This is a genomic window from Oceanobacillus arenosus (assembly GCF_003369575.1).
Taxonomy (GTDB): Bacteria; Bacillota; Bacilli; order Bacillales; family Amphibacillaceae; genus Oceanobacillus; species Oceanobacillus arenosus.
In genome coordinates this window covers 323,206-348,775 of record NZ_PIOC01000014.1, presented here as the reverse complement: position 1 = coordinate 348,775, position 25,570 = coordinate 323,206, and the positions used below count along the sequence as shown (strand labels likewise).

At 38.3% G+C, this 25,570-nt stretch carries 19 protein-coding genes, 1 pseudogene and 1 other annotated feature; of the genes and pseudogenes, 18 read left to right on the top strand and 2 right to left on the bottom strand.

The window, feature by feature from the left end; genetic code table 11:
- Positions 1 to 221 precede the first annotated feature (221 nt).
- The 5 genes from CWR48_RS09880 (at position 222) to yihA (ending at position 7,628) form a co-directional block, all read left to right on the top strand.
- The gene (locus CWR48_RS09880) at positions 222 to 1,202 is read left to right on the top strand and encodes a tetratricopeptide repeat protein (RefSeq protein WP_115773065.1); all 981 of its coding nucleotides are present in this window, start codon (positions 222 to 224) and stop codon (positions 1,200 to 1,202) included.
- 176 nt (positions 1,203 to 1,378) lie between these two features.
- Entirely contained in the window at positions 1,379 to 2,668 is a 1,290-nt protein-coding gene (gene tig / locus CWR48_RS09875; RefSeq protein ID WP_115773064.1) for a trigger factor, read from the top strand.
- Positions 2,669 to 3,049: 381 nt separating this feature from the next.
- The gene (clpX, locus tag CWR48_RS09870; protein ID WP_115773063.1) at positions 3,050 to 4,324 is read left to right on the top strand and encodes an ATP-dependent protease ATP-binding subunit ClpX; all 1,275 of its coding nucleotides are present in this window, start codon (positions 3,050 to 3,052) and stop codon (positions 4,322 to 4,324) included.
- Positions 4,325 to 4,723: 399 nt separating this feature from the next.
- Complete coding sequence (gene lon / locus CWR48_RS09865) at positions 4,724 to 7,039, top strand: endopeptidase La (protein ID WP_115773062.1); 2,316 nt, start codon at positions 4,724 to 4,726, stop codon at positions 7,037 to 7,039.
- A 7-nt stretch (positions 7,040 to 7,046) separates the two neighbouring features.
- Complete coding sequence (yihA, locus tag CWR48_RS09860) at positions 7,047 to 7,628, top strand: ribosome biogenesis GTP-binding protein YihA/YsxC (protein WP_115773061.1); 582 nt, start codon at positions 7,047 to 7,049, stop codon at positions 7,626 to 7,628.
- Positions 7,629 to 7,754: 126 nt separating this feature from the next.
- On the opposite strand, the gene CWR48_RS09855 is transcribed toward yihA, so the two are convergent.
- Entirely contained in the window at positions 7,755 to 8,237 is a 483-nt protein-coding gene (locus CWR48_RS09855) for a LiaI-LiaF-like domain-containing protein (RefSeq protein ID WP_115773060.1), read from the bottom strand.
- Between the two features lie 614 nt (positions 8,238 to 8,851).
- Here CWR48_RS09855 and hemA point away from each other — a divergent pair.
- The 8 genes from hemA (at position 8,852) to CWR48_RS09815 (ending at position 17,766) form a co-directional block, all read left to right on the top strand.
- Positions 8,852 to 10,225: a glutamyl-tRNA reductase gene (gene hemA, locus CWR48_RS09850; protein ID WP_115773059.1), complete on the top strand. Its 1,374-nt coding sequence runs from the start codon at positions 8,852 to 8,854 to the stop codon at positions 10,223 to 10,225.
- A gap of 14 nt (positions 10,226 to 10,239) precedes the next feature.
- A complete protein-coding gene (locus tag CWR48_RS09845; RefSeq protein WP_115773058.1) occupies positions 10,240 to 11,058 on the top strand; it encodes a cytochrome C assembly family protein in 819 nt (272 codons plus the stop codon).
- An 11-nt stretch (positions 11,059 to 11,069) separates the two neighbouring features.
- Entirely contained in the window at positions 11,070 to 11,999 is a 930-nt protein-coding gene (gene hemC / locus CWR48_RS09840; RefSeq protein ID WP_115773057.1) for a hydroxymethylbilane synthase, read from the top strand.
- Positions 11,999 to 12,760, top strand: a complete 762-nt coding sequence (locus CWR48_RS09835; protein WP_115773056.1) for a uroporphyrinogen-III synthase — start codon at positions 11,999 to 12,001, stop codon at positions 12,758 to 12,760. Before hemC ends, CWR48_RS09835 begins: the two co-directional genes overlap by 1 nt.
- Before the next feature lie 14 nt (positions 12,761 to 12,774).
- Positions 12,775 to 13,761 (top strand): porphobilinogen synthase, encoded by a 987-nt coding sequence (hemB, locus tag CWR48_RS09830; RefSeq protein ID WP_115773055.1) that lies wholly within the window; start codon positions 12,775 to 12,777, stop codon positions 13,759 to 13,761.
- An 18-nt stretch (positions 13,762 to 13,779) separates the two neighbouring features.
- Entirely contained in the window at positions 13,780 to 15,069 is a 1,290-nt protein-coding gene (hemL, locus tag CWR48_RS09825; protein WP_115773054.1) for a glutamate-1-semialdehyde 2,1-aminomutase, read from the top strand.
- A gap of 426 nt (positions 15,070 to 15,495) precedes the next feature.
- Positions 15,496 to 16,695, top strand: a complete 1,200-nt coding sequence (locus tag CWR48_RS09820) for a LysM peptidoglycan-binding domain-containing protein (RefSeq protein ID WP_115773053.1) — start codon at positions 15,496 to 15,498, stop codon at positions 16,693 to 16,695.
- 66 nt (positions 16,696 to 16,761) lie between these two features.
- Positions 16,762 to 17,766, top strand: coding sequence for a protein kinase family protein (locus CWR48_RS09815; protein ID WP_115773052.1), 1,005 nt, complete (start codon positions 16,762 to 16,764; stop codon positions 17,764 to 17,766).
- Here the strand turns inward: CWR48_RS09815 and CWR48_RS09810 are convergent, their stop codons facing one another.
- Complete coding sequence (locus tag CWR48_RS09810; protein WP_115773051.1) at positions 17,767 to 17,955, bottom strand: hypothetical protein; 189 nt, start codon at positions 17,953 to 17,955, stop codon at positions 17,767 to 17,769. It abuts the gene before it with no gap.
- 153 nt (positions 17,956 to 18,108) lie between these two features.
- Positions 18,109 to 18,337, top strand: a binding site (T-box leader).
- 50 nt (positions 18,338 to 18,387) lie between these two features.
- Between CWR48_RS09810 and CWR48_RS09805 the strand changes: the two genes are divergently transcribed.
- The 5 genes and pseudogenes from CWR48_RS09805 to CWR48_RS09785 all read left to right on the top strand — a co-directional run bounded on the left by CWR48_RS09805 (position 18,388) and on the right by CWR48_RS09785 (position 25,560).
- Positions 18,388 to 21,033 (top strand): valine--tRNA ligase, encoded by a 2,646-nt coding sequence (locus CWR48_RS09805; RefSeq protein ID WP_115773050.1) that lies wholly within the window; start codon positions 18,388 to 18,390, stop codon positions 21,031 to 21,033.
- Between the two features lie 150 nt (positions 21,034 to 21,183).
- A complete protein-coding gene (locus CWR48_RS09800; RefSeq protein ID WP_115773049.1) occupies positions 21,184 to 22,083 on the top strand; it encodes an SPOR domain-containing protein in 900 nt (299 codons plus the stop codon).
- Positions 22,084 to 22,746: 663 nt separating this feature from the next.
- Positions 22,747 to 23,304 carry a RadC family protein gene (gene radC, locus CWR48_RS09795; RefSeq protein ID WP_115773048.1) on the top strand — a complete coding sequence of 186 codons (558 nt, stop codon included), beginning with the start codon at positions 22,747 to 22,749 and terminating at the stop codon, positions 23,302 to 23,304.
- Between the two features lie 834 nt (positions 23,305 to 24,138).
- A pseudogene (locus CWR48_RS09790) lies at positions 24,139 to 24,285 on the top strand (JAB domain-containing protein); the annotation flags it as partial.
- 234 nt (positions 24,286 to 24,519) lie between these two features.
- Positions 24,520 to 25,560: a rod shape-determining protein gene (locus CWR48_RS09785; protein ID WP_115773046.1), complete on the top strand. Its 1,041-nt coding sequence runs from the start codon at positions 24,520 to 24,522 to the stop codon at positions 25,558 to 25,560.
- Positions 25,561 to 25,570: the final 10 nt, after the last annotated feature.

Here is a 25,570-nt window from a genome sequence, read left to right as displayed (position 1 = left end):
CATAACCTTTTACACATATTTTACACATGATAGATAGAAAACCCTATATGATAACGTGTTTCTTCCTATTATATACGTCTGCCTGGGACGCTATTTGAAGAGAAACCTATCCATTTATTAGGTTTCTCTTTTTCTATTATATATTATGTTTACCCCTCCATTCTTTGGGGTATGTATAGCTTATATCTAAATCATCAATACTAAAAATAGGGGGTGAATAAATGTACACCGAGCCGAATAATGTGATCCTCTTTCCAAAGTGGAAGAAAACACTTGAAGAAGAGAGTTTATACGCATTACAGGAAAAACGCTATGAAGAAGCATTGCAGAAGTTAAATAAATTATTAAGCTTTCAAGTAGATAATTATGAAATAATAATTGCAAAGTTGATGTGTTTAATGGAGCTTGCAAGATATGAAGAAGCCCAATCACTTTGTGAGACGCTAATTGAACATAAGGATGAAAATTATTACCATTACGTACATATGTATTTAACAATCTTGTTCCAAACGAATCAATATGAAGTATTAATGGAACATGCCGCGTCAGAGCTTGCCAATAAGCAGTTGCCAGAAATCTTTCGTGAGCAATTTACGCAGTTATATGATATTAGCAAAAAGATGAAAGTAGATATCATGATTGAAAAGTCAGTGCTCCTACAAGATGAATTAACAGTGGCGATTGAACAAGAGGATCATCAGGAACAATGGCGGATTATGGAGAACCTGCGACGAATGAACGCAAGAGCTAACGATGAAATCGCTGCATTATTAGTAAATAAAGCGATACATCCTGTGATCAAAACGGCAATCGTTTATTTACTAAAGGACAATCATGTTGCAGAAAGCGTAGCTGTTCAGAAATTTGATATCAATACAGATGTAATTCCAATTGAGGCTGTGGAGATTACTGAAAGCGCAGCATTTAATGAGATACTATTCTTAGTAAAGGATATTGAATTCGAAAATCCGACATTATATGCAGTCATCAAACAAATTTTGCAGCACTACTTATTTGTACTTTATCCGATTGCACCGCATCAAGAAGTGGCGTATCCGATAGCAGAGGCGTTAAAGCTTATCGGAATGGAATATTTAAACATACATATAGAGTCACATGAAAACTTAGAGCCAACCGTTTTGCATTATGTTGATGAAATAAAAATGTGTGAAACCTTGTATATGAGTATCATTGAGGAATAGGCGGATAAACTTAAAAATAGTCACTTCCAGTCAATGTAATCGTTTGGTTTCTAATAATAGTTGAATGCCATGCGAATTATGGTATAATAAAATGGTTGTAAATCTGAGCATTCGCTAACATTTATTCTAAAAATATGATTAATGAATGGATATAATAGATTTTGGAGGGAATTGTAATGACAGCTAAATGGGAAAAACAAGAAGGAAATAAAGGAACGTTAACATTTGAAGTTCCAGCAGAAGAATTTGATAAAGCATTGGATCAGGCTTTCAAGAAAGTTGTAAAAGAAGTACAGGTACCTGGATTCCGTAAAGGGAAAATGCCTCGTGGAATGTTTGAAAAACGTTTTGGTGTAGAATCTTTATACCAGGATGCAGTAGATATCGTACTTCCAGAAGCATACAGAAATGCAATTGATGAAACAGATATCTTCCCAATTGTTCAACCGCAAGTTGATATTGAGAAAATTGAAAAAGGCAGCACATTAGTTTTCACTGCTGAAGTAGAAGTTAAGCCAGAAGTTACATTAGGTGATTATAAAGGATTAGAAGTAGATATTCCTTCTGTAGAAGTAACAGATGAAGATGTTAATAAAGAAATCAAACAATTACGTGAGCGTCATGCTGAACTTGTTGTAAAAGAGGAAGGCACAGTAGAAGAAGGCGACACAGTTGTAATGGACTTCGAAGGATTCTCAGATGGTGTTGCATTTGACGGTGGAAAAGGTGAGAACCATTCACTAGAAATCGGTTCAGGTCAATTTATTCCAGGATTCGAAGAGCAATTAATTGGTAAAGCACTTGACGAAGATGCAGAAATCAATGTGACATTCCCAGAAGACTACCATGCAGAAGAACTTGCAGGTAAAGAAGCAACATTTAAAGTGAAAATTCATGAAGTAAAATTCAAAGAACTTCCAGAATTAGACGATGAATTCGCTAAAGACGTTGATGAAGAAGTGGAATCACTTGATGAATTGAAAAAGAAGAAAAAAGAGCAATTAGAAGCAGAATTAAAGCAAGACGTTGAAAACCAAAAACGTGAAGATTTAATCGAAAAAGCTTCTGCAAATGCGCAAGTAGATATTCCAGATGCGATGGTAGAAACAGAATTAGAACAGATGGTAAGAGAATTTGAACAACGCTTGCAAATGCAAGGCATGACATTAGAGATGTACACACAATTCTCTGGTCAAGACGAAGCAGCACTTAAAGATCAAATGAAAGAAGATGCTGCAAAACGCGTGAAAACGAACCTTACATTAGAAGCAATTACAAAAGCAGAAAATTTAGATGCAACAGATGAAGATGTAAACGAAGAATTGGCGAAAATGGCTGAAATGTATGGCATTGATGCTGAACAGTTAGTTCCAATGCTAGGTGGAAGCACAGAAACAATTAAGAGTGATCTACAAATGAGAAAAGCGATTGAATTTTTAGTTGAAAATAGTAAAGCAAGTAACTAATTGATTCATTGTATCTTTAATTGCGACAAAACATAGCATAAAGAAACAAGGTGTGTTTACCCGCACCTTGTTTCTTTATTATTTATCAATCGGACTAGAAAATAGTTCAACTACATAGTATCTTCAACACATAGCATGCTAATAAATCGTTTAAACTCGACTTAATTCATAAAATCAACATATAGTATAAGTAATATGATTTGACTTTCTGCATATTTTATTGATAATGGAAAGAAGAATGTTAACAAATCAGAATATAAATGCGGCTTAAAAAAGCATGTATCCAATGTTTAATATTTTGTTTTTTATTTTTGTTCTGATATGATAACTATAAAAGTTGAAACCTAGATATATTAATTGGTTTCGTAGGGGTGAAATGGAATGTTTAAATTTAATGAAGAAAAAGGACAATTGAAATGCTCGTTTTGTGGTAAGAGCCAAGATCAAGTTCGTAAGCTAGTTGCCGGACCTGGTGTTTATATATGTGATGAATGTATTGAACTCTGTACGGAAATTGTGGAAGAAGAGCTTGGTACGGAAGAAGAAATGGAATTAAAGGAAATTCCAAAACCTAAGGAAATCTGCGACATTCTTGATGATTATGTCATTGGACAAGAACAGGCGAAGAAGAGCCTATCTGTCGCGGTATATAATCACTACAAACGGATTAATTCACCGAAGACTACAAATGATGTAGAGCTTTCGAAGAGTAATATTGCAATGATTGGACCAACAGGGAGTGGGAAAACATTGCTTGCGCAAACTTTAGCACGAATCATTAATGTGCCATTTGCAATGGCAGATGCAACTTCTTTAACAGAAGCAGGATATGTTGGGGAAGATGTTGAAAACATTCTCTTGAAGTTAATTCAAGCTGCAGACTATGATGTAGAAAAAGCAGAAAAGGGAATTATTTATATTGATGAAATCGATAAAGTAGCTCGTAAATCAGAGAATCCATCGATTACACGTGATGTATCTGGCGAAGGGGTACAGCAAGCATTACTGAAAATTCTTGAAGGAACGGTTGCAAGTGTACCTCCACAAGGTGGTCGTAAGCACCCGCATCAAGAATTCATTCAAATTGACACAACCAATATTTTATTCATCGTTGGTGGGGCGTTTGATGGGATTGACCAAGTAATTAAGCGTCGTTTAGGTAAAAAGGTGATTGGCTTTGGTTCAAATGAACAACAAGAGCTGGGCATGGATGAATTACTTTCAAAAGTACTTCCAGAAGATTTATTACGCTATGGTTTAATTCCTGAATTTATCGGGAGAATTCCGATCATCGGTAGCTTAATGCCATTGGATGAAAATGCGCTAATCCAAATTCTTACGAAACCGAAGAATGCCTTAGTAAAACAATATCAAAAGTTATTCGAAATGGATAATGTTGAACTGGAATTCGAAGAGGACTCCTTAACTGAAATCGCGAAGAAGGCGATTGAGCGTAAAACCGGTGCACGTGGATTACGTTCAATTATTGAAGGAATCATGCTTGAAGTAATGTTTGAATTACCGTCACGAGATGATATTGATAAATGTATCATTACGAAAGAAACCGTATCTGAAGAAGATGGCAGTCCTACACTCGTATTTAGGGATGGAACAATCCAAGCTGGAAATGCGAAACTTCCTAAAGAGAGTGCCTAAGTAAAAAGCACGAACGGTAGTACAAGCGATCTTTATTAATAAAGTTAAAGATTAGAGACTGACTTTTGTTTGCGAGCCCTTAGATATATTCGGGCGCGTCTTCTTGTCAGTCTCTTTTCTCTGTTTAGTTTTAACGGATGCGTAAATACTAATTGGTATCGATAGAAATAAATAAATATTGAACGATTAAGATTTACAAAGAACAAAGTTTTCTATAGACTTTAAGAACGTGGAAAAATAAGAATGCAGCGCAATGACGTTGGATAGTTCGCTTATAGAAAAGTAGCTTAAGTTATCATGTGAATTGTTAAGAGAAAAATTTCATTCATTATTTACTTATTTATTTATTTATTTGATAACAAAATGAATACATAAAAAGAAAATGGAGGTCTCCATATTATGACTAAAGACAATATACAAATGCCCCTCCTTCCATTACGTGGATTACTTGTATTTCCTTCAATGGTCCTGCACCTTGATGTAGGAAGAGATAAATCGATCGCTGCATTAGAAAAAGCGATGATGGGGGACCAAACCATCATTCTAGCTGCACAGAAAAAAGTGAGCATGGATGAGCCAGAACCAGAGGATATCAATCGTGTAGGGACCGTGGCAATGGTTAAACAGATGTTGAAATTACCAAATGGTACCTTACGTGTGCTTGTAGAAGGATTATACCGAGCGGAAATTGTGCAATACATGGAGACAGAGGACACATTCATTGCGGAAATCGCAGAATTAGAAGATGTTCATGGAGACGCAGCGGAGGAAGAAGCGTTGATGCGTTCACTCCTTGCACAGTTTGAACAATACATAAAAGTTTCTAGAAAGATAACAAAGGAAACAGTTGCAACGGTTGCCGATATTGAAGAACCAGGCAGACTTGCGGATATCATTGCCTCTCATTTATCCTTAAAGCTTCAAGATAAACAGGAACTACTTGAAAAGCAAGACGTACTAGAGCGAATGCAGCATTTATTAAAGCTTCTTTCCAATGAGAAGAAAGTATTGGATTTAGAAAAGAAAATTGGTCTGCGTGTCCGTACTTCAATGGAAAAGACACAGAAGGAATTTTATTTGCGTGAACAATTAAAAGCAATCCAAAAAGAGCTTGGTGAAAGAGATAGTAAATCAAGCGAAATTGAACAATTAAAAGAGAAGATTGAGCAATCGGATATGCCAGAGCATATTATGGAAGTTGCTTTAAAAGAACTAGGGCGTTACGAAAAAGTACCGCAAAGTTCAGCAGAAAGCTCTGTTATCCGCAATTACCTAGAGTGGCTGATTGTGTTGCCATGGACCAATAAAACCCAAGACACAATTAAAATTGATTTTGCGGAAAAGGTATTGAATCAAGATCATTATGGTCTTGATAAAGTGAAGGAGCGGATCCTTGAATATCTAGCAGTTCAAAAGCTTACGAATACGATTAAAGGACCAATCCTTTGTCTCGTAGGGCCGCCTGGTGTAGGGAAGACATCCTTAGCAAAATCAATTGCCCGCGCAGTAAATCGTAATTTTGTTCGTATTTCCCTTGGCGGGGTTCGAGATGAAGCGGAAATTAGAGGCCATCGCAGAACATACATCGGTGCAATGCCTGGACGAATTATTCAAGGAATGAAAAAGGCGGGTACAGTGAATCCTGTATTTTTGCTTGATGAAATCGATAAAATGTCGAATGATTTTCGTGGGGATCCATCATCAGCAATGCTGGAGGTACTTGATCCAGAGCAAAATAGTACATTTAGTGACCATTTTATTGAAGAGACATACGATTTATCGAATGTATTATTTATTGCAACGGCAAATAATGTGAATAGTATACCAGGACCACTACTTGATCGGATGGAATTAATTTCGCTTGCAGGTTATACGGAAATCGAAAAATTGCACATTGCAAAAGAACATCTCCTACCGAAGCAAATTAAGGAGAATGGACTGAAGAAAAGTCAGTTACAGGTCCGTGATGCGAGCTTGTTGAAGTTAATTCGGATGTATACGAGAGAAGCTGGTGTACGTGGATTAGAGCGTCAATTAGCAAAATTGTGCAGGAAAACGGCAAAAATTATTATTTCTGAAGATAAGAAGCGTGTCGTTGTAACGGAAAAGAGCATCGAGGAATTACTAGGTAAACCTGTTTTCCATTATGGATTAATGGAAAAGGATGACCAGATTGGTACAGCAACAGGACTTGCGTATACCAGTGTTGGTGGAGATATTTTATCAATAGAGGTGACGCATTATCCTGGAAAGGGTAAACTAACGTTAACAGGAAAATTAGGTGATGTGATGCAGGAATCTGCGCAAGCTGCTTTCAGTTATATTCGCTCTCGTGCGGACGAGCTTCATATCGAACCAAATTTCTATGAGAAATATGATATCCACATCCATGTGCCTGAAGGAGCAACACCAAAAGATGGCCCATCTGCCGGAATTACGATGGCAACGGCGCTTGTCTCGGCATTAACGGGGAGAGCAGTGAAGAAAGAGGTCGGAATGACAGGCGAAATTACACTTCGAGGACGAGTTCTTCCAATTGGTGGCTTAAAAGAAAAATCACTTGGCGCGCATCGTGCCGGGTTGACCACCTTAATTATTCCAAAGGATAATGTAAAAGACCTCGATAGTATACCAGAAAGTGTTCGAAACGATATAACGTATATTCCAGTTAGTCATCTTGATGAAGTACTGAAGCATGCGTTAGTGGGGGAGTAAACAAAACATGAAAGTAAATCATGCAGAAATTGTCATAAGTGCAGTAAGCAAGAAGCAATATCCGGGCGATCAGCTACCAGAGATTGCCCTTGCAGGTCGTTCCAATGTCGGCAAGTCTTCTTTTATTAATAAATTAATAAATCGTAAGGCATTAGCACGAACATCATCTAAACCGGGAAAAACACAAACATTAAACTTTTATAAAATTAATGAAAGCTTTTATTTTGTTGATGTCCCTGGATACGGCTATGCAAAGGTTTCAAAGTCTGAACGTGAAAAATGGGGCGGAATGATGGAGGAGTATTTTGGGACGAGAGATACACTCCAAGTTGTGCTATTAATCACGGATATTAGGCATGAACCGACGAAGGATGATATTCAAATGTACGAATTCCTAAAATATCATGAACTTCCAGTCGTCGTCGTTGCAACGAAGCTTGATAAAATTCCGAAGAGCAAGCGTGCAAGCTATATTAAACGGACGAAGGAAACTTTAAATGTGGAAGCAGATGATATCGTCTTACCATTCTCATCAGAAACCGGAGAAGGAAAAGATGAGGCATGGGGAATATTAAGCAAGTATTTGTAAGCAAAAATGGTATGCTAGAAGTTGGGTCAAATTGATTTCCGCATCTAATCTAGATAACAATACAATAGATAAATAAACCAGCTAGTTGTAATAGGAAAATTTCCACTTACAACTAGCTGGTTTTGTTTATTGTTTCTTTTTTAGTAAGTAAAACCCGATGATGATGAGGATAATCGGCCAAAATCGTTCAACAATATGAATGATGTCGTAAAGCCATGTCAAATTAAGTGCAAGCTGGTTCGAGAAGATTAGCAGCACACTTAGTAAAATTAGTAGTAGTCCAGGGAATAAGCCTTTCTTTGTCTTCGAGTATTGAATGATAAAGGCAATACCGACGATTAATATGTAAACGGCCCAGTGGTCAATCCAAAAAGCATAATGCTGTAATCCATGGAGATGAATACCAATCCCTAGAACGATAGTACCGTTAAATAGATTTTGGTAATGCTTTGCGGAATATCCGTGAATTAACAACGCAAGCCCAATGATAATTAAAAGGGTCTGCCACGAATAAAAATCAGTCAATATCGGTATTTTTAGCTGCCTAAGCAGATAAAATAGCCCAATTCCAATCAGAATATATGCGAGTAATGCGTTTTGCCTTTTCAAAAGATCATTCCTTTACTATTAGAATAAGGGTATTTCTTAAATGATTGTTGGTTGTAACATAACTGGATCGTCACGACGATTACAGTGACAATGTTAGCTGTATTAATCTATCGAGTAGCCTTTGTACTTTCATATTTACCAAGTAATGAATGGTGATGAAAAGCACTTCCTGCGGGGTCTTCGGACTCGTGCTGTTCCCGCAGGAGTCACCGCCCTTCGCTCACCCGCCCGCGGAAAGCGAAGGTGTATGGGGGCTGCGGACCTCGGCAAAGAAATTCTGAATTAAAGTAATCTGCACTTTATCTAAATTCCAACATACTTGTTCAAATCCTTTAATATAAAAGTACAAGCACATCACAGCTTAACGGGTGCTTAGGTCTTTGCTCTGGGCTACATTTCTTGATTAAGCATTTATTGTATGATAAAGTACAAACGTGCCATATACTCTACATTCTATCTTACCATGTTGTTTCAAATCTTGTTCACATTTTAAGCCATATTTTATCGAATTTTATGGTATAATATATAGGAATTCTATTTTACTAAAAAATACTAAATAATAATTATTATAAATTGGTTTGAGAAGATGATTTACATTATATGGGGGTAGGAAATTGCATATTCTTAAAGTTGGATTTAACTATAAATCAGCTCCTGTAGAAATTCGAGAGAAGCTTACATTTCAGGATTCTTCTCTTATGGATGCAATGATTGAATTAAAAAATCAAAAGAGTATTTTAGAGAACGTAATCGTATCAACTTGCAACCGTACGGAAGTTTATGCGGTTGTTGATCAGCTTCATACAGGAAGATATTATATAAAAAACTTTTTAGCAAAGTGGTTTAATCTCGATAAGGAAACGTTTTCCCCTTATTTACGAATTACGGAAGATGATGGTGCAATGGAGCATTTATTCCGAGTGTCAACAGGACTTGATTCGATGGTGCTAGGGGAAACACAAATTCTTGGGCAAGTAAAAGAAGCGTTTTTAGCGTCACAAGAGGCCAAAACGACTGGTACCGTGTTTAACGAATTATTCAAACAAGCAATTACATTCGGTAAACGCGCACACAGTGAAACGTCGATTGGCGAGCATGCTGTATCAATTAGCTATGCAGCCGTTGAATTAGCAAAGAAAATCTTCGGTGATTTGAAAAATAAGCATGTTGCTATTCTTGGTGCAGGTAAAATGGGCGAGCTTTCTGCGAAGAACCTGCAAGGATCCGGAGCAACTAGGATTACAGTCGTTAATCGGACACTAGAGAAGGCAGAAGGGCTTGCAGCGAAATTCAATGCGAATGCCGTATCAATTGACCAATTGTCAGATGTATTAGTTTCTGCAGATATTTTAATAAGTTCGACAGGTTCGGAGTCACTCGTATTGAAAAAAGATATGATAGAAGCGGTACAGAAGGAAAGAAAAGGAAGACCCTTATTCTTAGTCGATATTGCTGTACCGAGAGATATTGATCCAATGATTAGCGAACTGGATAATGTTTTCTTATATGATATTGATGATTTACAGCATATTGTTGACAGCAATCTCGAAGCAAGAAAAGCAGCTGCAGCAGAAATTGAGCTAATGGTTGAGGGAGAAATCGTTACATTCAAAGAATGGTTAAAAACATTGGGAGTAGTTCCTGTGATTGCTGCATTGCGTAATAAAGCACAAACCATTCAAGAAGAAACAATGAAGAGCATTGAACGAAAAATGCCTGATCTTACGACAAGAGAGAAAAAGGTATTAAACAAGCATACGAAAAGCATTATAAATCAATTATTAAAGGAACCAATCATACAAGCAAAGGAACTGGCAGGGAAAGACAATGCAGAAGAATCCTTGCAATTATTCGTTGATATCTTTGGAATTGAAGCGGAAGTAAAGACTAATTTTGAGAACCAAGCAAATAAGAACCAATCGCTATTAGCGTTAACAAAAGAGAATAAGATTGCCTTCCCACAAGTTGAGAACATCCAAACCACTTAAGGAAGGAATAGTATATGGTGGAGACTAAAGAATACTTTGAAATCATTCTTATCATTTATGCGTTAAGTGTCATCGGCTATTTTATAGATTTCATTCTTAACAACCAGAAAGCAAATAAACTTGCCTTCTGGTTGCTTGGTATCGTTTGGGCTATGCAGAGCCTTTTTTTGATTTACCAATTGTTTATTGCTCATAGCTTTCCTGTGACAAGCTTTCTTGACAGCCTATTCTTTTATTCTTGGGTACTAATCACATTCTCATTAATAATCAATCGATTATTCCCGGTTAATTTTATCGTGTTTTTTATTAATGTCTTTGGCTTTTTCATTTTGCTGCTCAGCTTTTCAGCTAATGGTCCTGTCCATTCAACGTTTATTGAAAGGCCATTTGCAGATGAACTACTTGCGGCACACATTACATTGGCCATTGTTTCGTATGGCTTTTTCACGATAGGTTTTCTGTTTTCCTTCATGTATTTGATTCAATATCATTTTCTAAAAGCGAAGAAAGGTTTAAAATGGATGTGGCGCTTTGGTGATTTGCATCAATTGGATACATCTGCTTTTATTATGGTAACGATTGGTGTCCCGCTTCTATTGCTTGCGATAATTCTTGGTATTGTTTGGGCATATATATCATCTACAACATTCTATTGGATTGACATGAAGACGATCGGCTCTATACTAGTGTTAGTAGTCTATATCATCTACCTTTTATTACGAATGGTAAAAGGGTATCGCGGTAAGTTTCTATCGCTTTATCATACATCTGCATTTTTCGTGCTAATCATCAATTTCTTTTTATTTAGCACCTTATCTAATTTTCATTTCTAGGAGGAAATAGTTTGCGAAAAGTTATCGTCGGTTCAAGACAAAGTAATTTAGCAGTGACACAAACCAATTGGGTAATTGACCAATTGAAGCAAGCAGGCGTAGAAAATGAATTTGAAGTAAAAAAAATCGTAACAAAAGGGGATAAAATTCTTGATGTTACCCTTTCAAAAGTTGGTGGAAAAGGCTTGTTTGTAAAAGAAATCGAACAGGCGATGTACGATAAAACCATCGATTTCGCTGTACATAGTATGAAGGATATGCCGTCTGAACTTCCGGAAGGTCTGGTGATTAGCTCCATTCCCGTTCGAGAAGATCATAGGGATGCTTATATTGCGAAGGGAAATCGTCTATTTAAAGATCTTCCAGCAGGTGCGATTATTGGAACAAGCAGTTTAAGGCGCGCAGCACAGCTGCTTGCGGATAGACCCGATATCACAATTAAATGGATCCGTGGCAACATCGAAACAAGAATACGCAAATTACAAGAAGAAGACTATGACGCCATTATTCTTGCAGTTTCAGGGTTAAAGCGTGTAGGGTTAAGTGAGGAATTAATTACCGAATATTTAGAGCCAGATTTAGTCGTTCCAGCGGTTGGACAAGGTGCGCTCGCTATTGAATGCCGAGAAGATGATATGGAAATACGAACGATTTTGGCAAAAATAAATGATGATTGGACAACAAAGACCGTAACAGCAGAAAGAACATTCCTACGATTACTAGATGGTGGCTGTCAGGTGCCAATCGGTGGTTACGCATATTTGGAGAAGGATGAAATCGTCCTAACGGCATTGGTTGGTACACCTGATGGGAAAACAATTTTGAAGGAAGTTGTTCGTGGTACAGATGCGGAAGCAATCGGTGAACAAGCGGCAACGAAATTAATAGCCAAAGGTGCGAAGAAGATTGTTGAAGAAGTGAAATTAGGGCTTGATCAATAATGACGTTCTCTCTTCAAAATAAGAAAATCGTGGTCACGAGAGAAGCGACACAAGCGAATTTATTTACAGAAAAGATTTTGCAATATGGTGGCATCCCGATTGAAATCCCGCTGTTGAAAATTTCGGTTAAACAAAACCCAAAAAATGTGGAACTGATAAATCGTATTGCAGACTTTGAATGGATTTTCTTCACGAGTGCAAATGGTGTTAAAGCCTTTTTTACATTAGCATCTCACTATAAAGTGGATTTCGAGAAGCTGCATACGAAAAAGTTTGCAGTCGTTGGTCATAAAACGGAAGATGTATTAAACACATACGGCTTTACAGCAGATTTTCTTCCAACCGTCTACAATGCAGAAACGATGGCGGATGAATTTTTAACTGCAGTAGGTACGCTGCATGCTATTCTTCTCGTTCGCGGGAATCGCTCGCTACCAACACTGCCAACGGAGTTGTTAAGGCATGGTGTTTTATTTGCCACGATAGAAGCGTATGAAACGGTCTTTAATGCGGAAAGTAAGGGAGCATTAAACCGGCTTTTATTGGATAATGATTATGATTTTATCACCTTTACAAGTCCATCCTGTGTTGAGGCATTTCAGGAAATGGCTACGGAAAGCATGAAGCAAAAATGTGTTTGTATTGGTACGACAACGGAAAAGCGAGCAGTTGAACTCGGTTTTACTGATATTTTAACAGCTGAACAATTTACAATTGATGGCATGATTACAGCAATGTGCCAATATCTTGCCGAGAATTAGAAGGAGTAATGAACATGACAAAAGAAATAACATTTAAACGACACAGACGATTAAGATCCTCCAATGCAATGCGATCATTAGTACGAGAAAATCATTTGCGTACGGATGACTTCATTTATCCTATGTTTGTAATTGAAGGGGAGAAGGTAAAAAATGAGATCCCTTCCATGTCTGGAGTTTATCAATTATCTTTAGATTTATTACTCGATGAAGTGCGTGAGGTATATGCGCTTGGTATTAAAGCAATCATGTTCTTCGGTGTTATCACGGCGAAGGATGAGATCGGTACTGGAGCATTTATCGATGATGGGATTATTCAATCGGCAACAAGATTAGTAAAAGAAGCACTTCCTGATTTATTGATCGTCGCGGATACATGCCTTTGCGAATATACGTCACATGGCCACTGTGGCGTCATTCACGATCATGATGTCGCGAATGATGAGTCATTAGAAATTCTAGCAAAAACAGCAGTATCTCAAGCAAAAGCTGGTGCGGATATTATTGCACCGTCGAATATGATGGATGGTTTTGTTGTATATATTCGTGCGGCCCTTGATGAAGCAGGATTTACAAATATTCCAATCATGTCTTATGCAGTGAAATATTCTTCTGCATTTTATGGTCCATTCCGTGATGCGGCAGATAGTGCACCACAATTCGGGGACCGCAAGACATATCAAATGGACCCTGCAAACCGTTTAGATGCCCTTCGTGAAGCGGAATCAGATATTGAAGAGGGTGCTGATTTCATCATGGTTAAACCAGCACTATCCTATCTCGACATTGTTCGTGATGTACGAAATAATTGTAATGTTCCAGTTGTTGCATATAATGTGAGTGGTGAATATTCCATGGTTAAAGCAGCAGCGCAAAATGGTTGGATCGACGAAAGGGCAATCGTAATGGAAATGTTAACGTCGATGAAACGTGCTGGCGCGGATATTATCTTAACTTACTTTGCGAAGGATGTCGCAAAATGGTTAAGAGAAGAACAATAGGACTAGAGGTGGATAAAGATGAAACAATTTAATCATTCAGTTGATGCATATAAAGAAGCGGTAGATTTAATGCCTGGTGGGGTTAACTCACCAGTACGTGCTTTTAAATCAGTCGGTATGTCGCCGGTTTTTATGGCATCTGGCAAGGGTTCAAAGATTACAGACATCGATGGCAATGAATATATCGATTATGTATTAAGCTGGGGACCACTTATTATCGGTCATGCAGATGATCGTGTGGTTACAAAATTAAAAGAAGTCATTGAAAAAGGGACAAGCTTTGGTGCAGGAACATTGTTGGAAAATCAACTTGCAAAGCTTGTGATTGAGCGTGTCCCATCCATTGAAATGGTCCGGATGGTCAACTCAGGAACAGAAGCAACGATGAGTGCTATTCGACTTGCAAGAGGATATACTGGCAGAGATCTTATTTTAAAATTCGAAGGAAGCTATCATGGTCATGGTGACTCATTATTAATTAAAGCCGGTTCTGGAGTTGCTACGCTTGGTTTACCTGACAGCCCTGGTGTTCCTAAATCAATCGCGCAAAACACAATAACAGTTCCATACAATGATCCAGAGAGTGTTCGAATTGCATTTGAAAAATATGGCAAGGAGATTGCTGCCGTTATCGCTGAGCCTGTTTGTGGAAATATGGGTGTCATCCCGCCACAGGATAACTTCTTGCAGGAATTACGGAAAATAACAGAAGACCACGGAACATTACTTATCTTTGATGAAGTAATGACAGGCTTCCGTGTTGGCTATTATTCTGCACAAGGACACTATGGTGTAGCACCAGATTTAACTTGCCTTGGGAAAGTAATCGGAGGAGGTCTACCAGTAGGTGCATTTGGTGGAAAACGTGAAATTATGGAGAACATTGCACCAGCAGGAACGATCTATCAAGCAGGTACATTATCTGGAAATCCTTTAGCAATGACTGCTGGGTATGAAACGTTGGCAGCACTTGATGAAGCAGCCTATGAATCAATTAATCAAAAAGTAGATAAATTAGTTGCTGGCTTCGAACAGGCTGCAGCGGATTATGATATCCCACTGCATGTAAACCGAGCGGGCTCCATGGTTGGTGTATTCTTTACAAACGAAAAAGTCATAAACTTTGAAACAGCTAAATCTGCTAATCTTGACTATTTTTCACAATATTATCGTGCAATGATTGAAGAAGGGGTATTTTTACCACCTTCACAGTTTGAAGGGTTGTTCCTATCGACTGCACATACCGATGAAGATATAGAGAGAACCATCGCGGCAGTACGAACCGCATTTAGTAAAATAGAAAAATAAATTAAGAAAAGAGGTATTCTTAAAAGGAATACCTCTTTTCAATGTTTTAGTGCGAAATAAATTCAACTATGTTTTTGGAACTTGAATGTCAGCGTTTTGCCAGAGTGTCCATTTCTTTAATAAATTCAATGTCGATAATTACTAGAAATAGCGTAACTGTATCTTTAGATTTTTACTCCATCCCCAGCGGAAGGAATACACGAATACTCCTACGGGAAGAAGAGCTTAGGTGAGACTACGAGGCGCGACAGCGCGAGTAGGCTCACCAGCTCCCCGTGGAAAGCAAAGTGTATTTCTGGAGCGACTGGCCTGAGAGTAATTGACAAACCTCAGTTTTCTACGCATATCTGAAAAATTTGCTTCATATAGATAATTAAGACATATCGAGCATATTAGCTAGTTGTATGCCGGAAGGGAGGAAATCAGTTGACTACCGATTCATCAGTCTTTACTTTTGAACTTAATGAGTCCTTGTTTTTTGAAAAAGGGCAGGAAGTTGCGGAACTTAGAGGAATTGCTTTAGATCCTGAAATTTCGATTCAAGCCTATACGGAATATATTTCGATAAAAGGGGTTATTGAACTACGCGGGGAATATGTTAGGGTCGTACCGGAAGATGACGAGCAAACAGATTCACTAATAGATTTTGTTGATTTACATGCCAAACGTTATATTGAAAAAGTAATAAATGTTGATGACGATATAGCTGAATTTACGCATCATTTTCCAATTGAAATATCTGTACCGACGTATCGTGTTACAGATTTGAATGATGTATCCGTTAGTATTGAAGCGTTTGATTATGAAATACCGGAGGAAAGTCAGTTAAAGCTTTATTCCACGATTGCAATCCACGGTATCGATCGCGAGGTCAATCATCCACAATTAAAGGAAGAAAAGTTAAAACAAGAAAGGCTGGAACGTGAAGAGCTAAAACAAGAAAGGCTGGAACTTGAAGAGTTAAAACAAGAAGAGGTAAGACTAGAAGCACGGAAACAAGTAGAGCAGGAACAAGAGGAATTGGAACTAGAAGTTGAAGTGGAATTTGAACCAGCAGCTAGAGAAGAAGATACATTTGAATTTGAAATTAAGGAAAAGCAGGAGCTGGATGTAACTGACGAAGCGGATCATTTCGATCAAGAGCAAGTACCGATCATATCTGATACAGAAGAGGTAGAAGAAAATGAAGCTGGGAGAGTAAAAATTAAATCACAATCATTTGCTGAATTTTTCAATAAGATAGTTGACGAGGTACAAGAGGAAGTCGTCGATGATGACGATCTGGACGATGATGATTGGTTTGAAGTTGAAGTGGAAGAAGAAACGTATGTGGATAGTGATAGAGAAGTGATTCAAGAAGTGAAAAAAGAAGTGAAAAAAGAAGTAGAAAAAGAAGAGGATAGAGAAGTAGAGGATGTTAGTTATTTATCGGATGTATTTCGTAATTCTGAGGAAGATAAATTTATAAAAATGCGACTTTGCATCGTACAAAAGGAAGATACGATTGACACAATTGCTGAACGATTTCATGTCAGTGCCATCCAATTAATCAAGCAAAACCAATTAGATGATGATTTTGATGTATCAGAAGGACAATTACTGTATATTCCTGCAGAGAAAAAATAATACTTTAAACTACCCCTTGACTAAACGTTCAAGGGGTAGCATCTATTTTAAAATGGCGGTGAAAAAATGGATACGGTAAAAAGGGTGCTGCATGCATATGGTATTTATCCAGAAGAAATTGAAGAAGTAACACCTCAATTATATCGAATAAGTGACGGTAAACATACCTATGCATTAAAGAAGAGTTCCTTAACCGTCCAAACGATTTCACAATGGGAATTTGTCTATAAACAAGCAAACATCCAACATTTAACTGGGATTGTACCTGTTTATTTAACGATCGATGGGAATTTATTTATGGAATTGAATGAAGTCTATTATTATTTATCCCCTTGGATTGATGCATCCAACCAAGCGATGACAAAGCAATGGTTGGAAAATGTATTTATTAATCTTGCAACCATCCATGAAAAAACCAAACAGACACAGTCCATTTCAAAGGAAAATCTTAAGAATAATTTTTTGAACTACCAAACGTATTGTTTGAAGGTAAAGGAAAACTTGCTTGAAATGGTAGTAGAATTTGAAAAAAGCAGATACATGTCGCCATTTGAATTGCAGGTTTGCACGCAGTATCGTAATCTAGAGTATGCTTTGAATGAATCAAATAAGCGGATTGATCAATTTATTCAGTCAGATGATGCAGAACTTCTCTGGAATACGTCACTTTGCCACCGTAATTTAAATCAATCACATCTACCGAGTTCTTTTATTATTAATTGGGAGCGGGCTGCATATGATAATGCGGTAAATGATTTGGTTACCCTTTTCCAATCGGAGGTAGGTAGTTATGATGGACCAGGTGAAAAGATAATCGAATTGTTTCCAACATATAATGGAATTAATCCGTTAAACATGTCGGAACATCAATTACTTATTATTTATTTATTAGACCCAACGAATTACATTACACTTGTTCGCAGTTATCATGATAAGACGACAAAGCATCCAATGGTTCATCAAGTCCAGTCACTGCAAAAGGAATATCGAAAGCTTATATTTGGTCTGAAATGGTCGGCATATATTGCAAAAGAGTTTGAAACAATCAGCTTCGAGGACCTTGAAAGCTAGCTAAATCCATTCTAAATAAAATGCAATCAGTAAGCCGATTAATAAGCCTAATAAGATTAAATCGAATGTCGTAACGAAAAATATCGTACGTATTAATTGAAAAATCAAGATTGGCAATGTAATACTTTCTAATATAAAGATGCATCTCCTGGCCCAAGGTGGCAGTTTATATCGATAATAGCGCCCCATTTTTCATCCTCCTTTGAATTGGTTGATCATTTTTCTATTGTTTACAATATAATATGTATACATAGCCTGGTTTTGTGCAATAGCTATAATAATAGTTGACGATTGCTGTTTGAAGCTATAAAATGAGAAGTAAATTACCATCAAGTTTAATACGTAAATGCGAGGATAGGGAAGAGTACAAGATAAATGCCTAAAGAGAGGGAAATGTTAGCTGAGAATTTCCTAGGATCATTTATATTGGAAGGTCGCCCTTAATGCAGCGTCTTTGAAGTAACAGTAGGAGATGCCGGGAATATGCCGTTATATAATTTGAGTGTATGAACCGTTATTTGGTTTGTAAACAAAGGTGGTACCACGGAAGCTAACCCTTTTCGTCCTTTATTTTTAGGATGAAAAGGGTTTTTTGGTTTAATTAGATTAGGAGGCAAAAAAATGAGTGAGCATGAAAAAACATCACTTCCGTCGAAATATAATCCACAGGATGTAGAAAAGGGTCGTTATCAATTTTGGTTAGAGGGTAAATATTTTGAAGCAACTGGAGATCCAGAGAAAGAGCCGTATTCGATCGTTATTCCACCGCCAAATGTAACAGGAAAACTACATTTAGGGCATGCATGGGATACAACGATGCAGGATACGATTTCCCGGATGAAACGAATGCAGGGCTACGATGTTCTATGGTTGCCCGGAATGGACCATGCGGGAATTGCGACCCAGGCAAAAGTAGAAGCAAAATTAAAAGAGCAGGGCACGAACCGTTATGAATTAGGGCGCGAGAAATTCCTTGATACTGCATGGGAATGGAAGGAAGAGTATGCCGATTTCATTCGCTCGCAATGGGAAAAAATGGGTCTTGGACTTGATTACTCTCGTGAACGTTTTACACTTGACGAAGGATTATCGGAAGCGGTTAAGGAAGTGTTTGTGAAGCTTTATGAAAAAGGGCTTATCTATCGCGGAGAATACATTATTAACTGGGATCCACGAACTCAAACTGCACTTTCAGATATTGAAGTAATTTATGAAGAGGTTCATGGTAAGTTTTATCATATGAACTATCCAATTAAGGATAGCGAAGAAACAATTGAAATTGCAACAACTCGTCCAGAAACAATGCTCGGCGACACAGCGGTTGCTGTCCATCCGAAAGATGAGCGCTATCAGCATTTAATCGGTAAAACGGTAATCTTACCAATTGTTGGTCGAGAAATTCAAATTGTTGCGGATGAATATGTTGATATGGAACTAGGTTCAGGAGCGGTTAAAATTACACCAGCACATGATCCAAACGACTTCGAAGTAGGAAATCGTCACAATCTGGAACGAATCCTTGTGATGAATGAAGATGGGTCAATGAATGAAAATGCAGGGAAATACCAAGGACTTGACCGTTTTGAGTGCCGCAAACAAATCGTTGCAGATCTTCAGGAAATGGGTGTCCTCTTTAATATTGAGGAAAGAATCCATCAGGTTGGACATTCTGAACGAAGCGGTGCTGTAGTAGAACCTTATCTATCAACGCAATGGTTTGTGAAAATGCAGCCACTCGCAGATGAAGTAATTGAATTGCAGAAGAGCGAAAACAAAGTAAACTTTGTTCCTGAGCGCTTTGAAAATACGTATTTAGGCTGGATGGAGAATATCCGTGATTGGTGTATTTCTCGTCAGTTATGGTGGGGACACCGAATTCCTGCTTGGTACCATAAAGAAACTGGGGAAGTATATGTTGGTAAAGTTGCACCACAGGATATCGAAAACTGGAAGCAGGATGAAGATGTATTAGATACATGGTTCTCTTCTGCGTTATGGCCGTTTTCAACAATGGGTTGGCCTGATACGGAAGCGGAAGATTTCAAACGATACTTCCCAACCGATGTACTTGTAACTGGGTACGACATTATCTTCTTCTGGGTTGCTCGGATGATTTTCCAATCAAAAGAATTTACTGGAGAACGACCGTTCAAGGATGTTCTAATTCATGGGCTGATTCGTGATGAACAAGGTCGGAAGATGAGTAAATCACTTGGAAATGGTGTCGATCCAATGGATGTAATCGATAAATATGGTGCAGATTCCCTTCGCTATTTCTTACTGACTGGATCAACTCCAGGACAGGATTTACGTTTCTATTGGGAAAAAGTAGAATCCACATGGAATTTTGCTAATAAAGTATGGAATGCTTCCCGTTTCTCACTGATGAACATGGAAGGATTTACGTATGATGACATTGATCTAACTGGTGAGTTGTCACTTGCAGATAAATGGATTTTGACTAGACTAAATGAAACAATTGAACATGTAACGAAAAATACCGATAAATATGAATTTGGTGAAGCTGGTCGTCATCTTTATAACTTTATTTGGGATGAGTTATGTGATTGGTATATCGAAATGGCGAAACTGCCGTTATATGGCGATGATGAAGCGAAGAAGAAAACAACTCGCTCTGTACTAGCACATGTACTTGATCAAACGATGCGCATGCTACATCCATACATGCCATTTATTACGGAAGAAATCTGGCAGCAATTGCCACATCAAGGGGATTCTATTACAGTTGCCAAATGGCCGGAAGTGCGTAGCGAATTTCATGATGATACAGCTGCTAAGGAAATGAAACGTTTAGTTGCAATTATCAAGTCAGTACGGAATATTCGCGCAGAAGTAGATACTCCAATGTCGAAGCAAATTAGCTTACTGATCCAAGCGCAGGATGATGCGGTTGTAAAGGAACTAGAGCAAGAGCGTGAGTACTTAGAACGCTTCTGTAATCCTAGTGAATTAACGATTGCTGCTAAAATTGATGTTCCGGAAAAAGCAATGTCAGCAGTTGTGACAGGTGCAGAATTATTCTTGCCACTTGAAGGATTAATTGATTTTGACAAAGAAATTGAACGCTTGGAAAAAGAATTAGAGAAATGGACAAAAGAAGTGGATCGTGTTCAGAAGAAGCTTGGCAATCAAGGCTTTGTTAGCAAGGCACCACAGACCGTTGTTGATGAAGAAAAACGAAAAGAACAAGATTATCTTGATAAACAAGCAAAAGTAAAAGCAAGACTAGTGGAATTAAAGGGTTAATGATAGGCAGCGGAAATTCATGAAGAATTTCCGCTGTTTTTCATATTATATGTCACATTATTTATTAAATCATCTGACACCGTTCGTCTTACTTCTTATAGCAGCTGTGCTAGAGTTGAATAAATTACTATAGCAAAGCGGGGGAAAAGCATGGCCAAGAAAAAACAACTCATCATCAAACAAAATGGCAAAGTTATTAACCGAAATAAACATCAATCAGCACATAATGCTGTCAATACTAATTTTTATCAAAGCGAGCATGCCGCCACTGTTCAGGAATCAGATCGTGAAGGGGATAAAGAAATCCCAACGTTTACTACACATAAGCAAACGAATATTAAGCAAATAGAGAAACAAAATGGACAATCTCGTTCCATAAGAAAACTCCTCATTGCGATTGGCTCGGCAATCATCATCGGTTCCGTTTTAAGCTTCGTGATGTTTCAAATATTTGTTAATGTAGATGGCAACCAAGGGGCACAATCTAGTCTTGCAACAACACCATCACTCAATCAGTCAGAAACTCAGAATATACATACATCAGCACATTCACTTACATCTTTAAAAGCATTTGTTTTACAAGCAGGTGTATTTTCAAATAAAACGAATGCCGACGAATGGGTCAACACTTTTGCGGATGCGGGTTTAGATACAATCGTTTGGGAAAAGGATTCGCAATACTTTTTATTTTTGGGAGTAGCTGCAACAAAAGAACAGGCAAAAACAGTTGCGGCGGCGCTAACGACGGAATTTGATATTTTTATTAAGGAATGGTCAACGGCTGAAGGAGAAGTTGAACTTACTGACGCAGAATATCAGTTTATCCAACAATTTACGGAAGATTTTCAGACAGCATTACCGGTTTTAAGTGAACCGCTACCAACTTTACCGGAAAACATATTTGCAGCACCTGGTGAACAGGCCGTTGTTGATTCTAAAAAACTAGGACCGCTAACTTCGGAATTTTCGAAAATAGTTGATTTAACGGGAACAGAAGCGAACTTAAGCTTATTACGACTTATGAGTCAGTATGATTTGTTATTCAAATAGTATGCCTCTCCTCTATTGTTATTTTGATGTAAAGTGCGGACTAACTGAATTACAAATAGTATGTGCTAATCCGCCGTCCGAGTTCGCTACGGGCGGATACTTTCCGCGGGCACGGCCTCAGCCTCCTCGGAAGAAAAGCACTTCCTGCGGGGTCTTCGGACTCGTGCTGTTCTCGCAGGAGTCACCGCCCTTCGCTCACCCGGACTGATATAGCTTTCTGATGTTAATATTAATGAATGCAATATAAAAATCATTAAACCATAACTCTATCTATAAATAGGTAGTTTAACTGTAGAGTTTCCTGGGAGCAGACCCCATACACCGAAGACTCCTGCGGGAGCAGAGGCCTAGGTGAGACTAAGTAGTGCGTTAGCACGGAGGAGGCTCATCAGCCGCCCGCGAAAAGCGAAGGTGTATGGGGGCTGCGGACCTCGGCAAAGAAATTCTGAATTAAAGTTATCAGCAGTTTATCTAAAAATCCGCCATGTTAATTTTTATCAACTTTCAATTTTAGAGAAAGAATTACTGTTGATAATTTAATTTTCTCCTAGCGCATATTCGTGTTTTCAACCTCATTTTCTATTGGAAAATGAGGTTTTAGTAATTTGTATTCACCTCCTACTCTGAGTATGATGATTGTATCTTGCGAAAGGAGGAGAAAAGATGTCACTCCCAATGATTACAATAAAAGATGTCCCAAAAGAGGAACGCCCACGTGAAAGATTATTAAGTTTAGGATCGGGACATCTATCGAACCAAGAAATTCTAGCAATTCTGTTAGGAAGTGGAACGAGGGAAGAGTCTGTTATGGCGCTCTCAAATCGAATTTTAATGCATTTCGAAGGTTTAAAGCTGTTGAAAGAAGCAACGATTGAGGAGTTAATCGCTATTAAAGGGATTGGCGAGGCTAAGGGAGTGTTGATTTTAGCAGCAATTGAGTTAGGAAAAAGAATGAATCAATACAAACCAAATGAGAAGTATGTTATCCGTTCACCAGATGATGGCGCGAGTTATGTCATGGAGGAAATGCGCCATTTGAAACAGGAGCATTTTGTTGTTCTTTTCCTCGATACCAAGAATCAAATCGTTCACCGGCAAACCATTTTCATTGGCAGCCTCAATGCCTCGATCGTTCATCCAAGAGAAGTGTATCGCGAGGCAGTAAAACGCTCAGCAGCATCAATAATCGTTGCCCATAACCATCGTGCGACACGTTCGTAACGGAAAAGGTTACGCACGCTTTCTGAAATAATAAGAAGAGTGTGAACGCTTAACTTGATAGGTAGAATGATAGAATAACTTCTAAAAATGCCTACTCTAATCCTCCGACATGCTGGAATCGATGTGTAAAAGAATCTGGTATGAAGCTCGGTGAAGTCGGCTGAACGTTGTCGTAGTGCTGTATAGTAACTGAAAGCTAACCAGAGGTGGTTGGTGCAACGGATAGGCCGGGAGTCGTAAAAAACTTAATAGGGTGAGAATGTGGAAAAACACTGACGAACTAGCGAATGGAATGCCTAAGAATGGGACCATTTAGAAATGAATGGACTTGAGAACTGCGCAAGTGTGTTCCGTGGGCGAGTAAAATGATGGTATTGAAAGTTCCATGCACCGTTTAAGCGGATGGAGTGGACACTAGGCAAGAGCTGGCACCTACGTTAAGTACTGATAGAGTTAAGTGAACGTGGAAAGCTACCAACATGGAGAGATACACACTCGGGCGAAGTGTTAGTAAGGAAAAGGTTTTCCTATAACTTACTTTTATGGTAGTGAGAGTAGAGGCATGAGCAAGGACGTTTCTGTAATGGAAGCCGAGCAATAGCCTCAAGTCGTTTGGTTCCGTCTGTTTCAAGTGGTTAAATTCCCCTTTATACATGTACTGAGTCTACGGGTAGATGTTCCATGAAATTCCCCCATCTCTTAAAAAATCAATAATGCAAGCGAAAACGGAATAGACGGTAAACGATGGAGCGCCGTGTGCGATGAAAGTCGCATGCACGGTGTGGAGCAAGGGAAAAGGCGGCGATCAACTCAAAGTCTTACCTATTGCTATCAAGCGGGGATCCCTCCCCATCACAAGAAGATATTCATGTTACAAGAAGACTCGTTGAATCAGGAAAAATCATCGGTATTGATTTGCTAGATCATTTGATTATTGGTGATCGTAAGTTTGTATCATTAAAAGAAAAAGGATACTTGTAATACTAATACTATCAATTTTGGCAATAATTTCGTATAATTAATTAAGGATTCGTATGTGGCGCCATTTTCGTTATTGTTTATAGGAAAGTGGCGCTTATTAAGCTTGATAGGGTATATTTAGGATTTTACAAAAATAATGGAAAATGTCATAATTAATGTTTGTTTGCACCAGGTAACATTAATCTATATAGTAAAACTACATATAAGAATTGTGATGTGGAGAGGGAGATTGTTTTGGCTAGATTTAGTTTTTCGCAAGATATTGGTATCGACTTGGGGACAGCGAATACCCTTGTATATGTTAATGGAAAAGGGATTGTTGTAAGAGAACCATCTGTCGTCGCAAAAAATGCACACACAGGGGAAATCGAGGCAGTTGGAAGTGCTGCAAGAAATATGATTGGTAGAACACCCGGGAATATTCAAGTTATCAGACCGATGAAGGACGGGGTCATTGCAGATTATGATACGACGGCATCGATGATGAAATATTATATTAAAAAAGCAATGCGGAAACGATCTTCCTTTGCGAGAAAACCAAGCGTCATCATTTGTGTTCCATCTGGTATTACAATGGTAGAAGAGCGTGCTGTGATTGACGCAGCAAAACAAGCAGGTGCGAAGGAAGCATATCCGATTGCTGAACCATTTGCTGCTGCAATTGGTGCTGGCTTACCTGTTTGGGAACCAACTGGAAGCATGATTGTTGACATTGGTGGTGGAACGACTGAAGTTGCGGTTATTTCCTTAGGGGGCATTGTCACAAGTCAATCGATCCGAATTGCTGGGGATGATATGGATGAGGCAATAATTAATTATATCCGTAAAAATTATAGTCTATTGATTGGTGAAAGATCTGCTGAATCGCTTAAAATGGATATTGGTAGTGCAGGAGAAGTTGAAGAAGATGTAGAAATGGAAGTACGTGGACGCGATCTTTTAACCGGATTACCGAAAACCGTTACCGTAACAGCATCTGAAATTGCTACATCGATTAATGATACTGTCGACGCGATTGTAGACAGTGTGAAAAACACATTAGAAAAAACACCACCAGAACTTGCAGCAGATATTATGGACCGTGGTATTGTCTTATCTGGCGGTGGTGCATTATTAAAGAATTTAGATAAAGTTATCAGTGATGAGACTAATATACCTGTATTTGTTACAGAGGATCCGCTAGACAGTGTTGCGACTGGAACAGGTAAATCATTGGAATATATCGGGCAATTCCGTTCCAATCCAAATGTTTCTTCTCGTTCTTCTATCAATTAAGAGGGTGTTG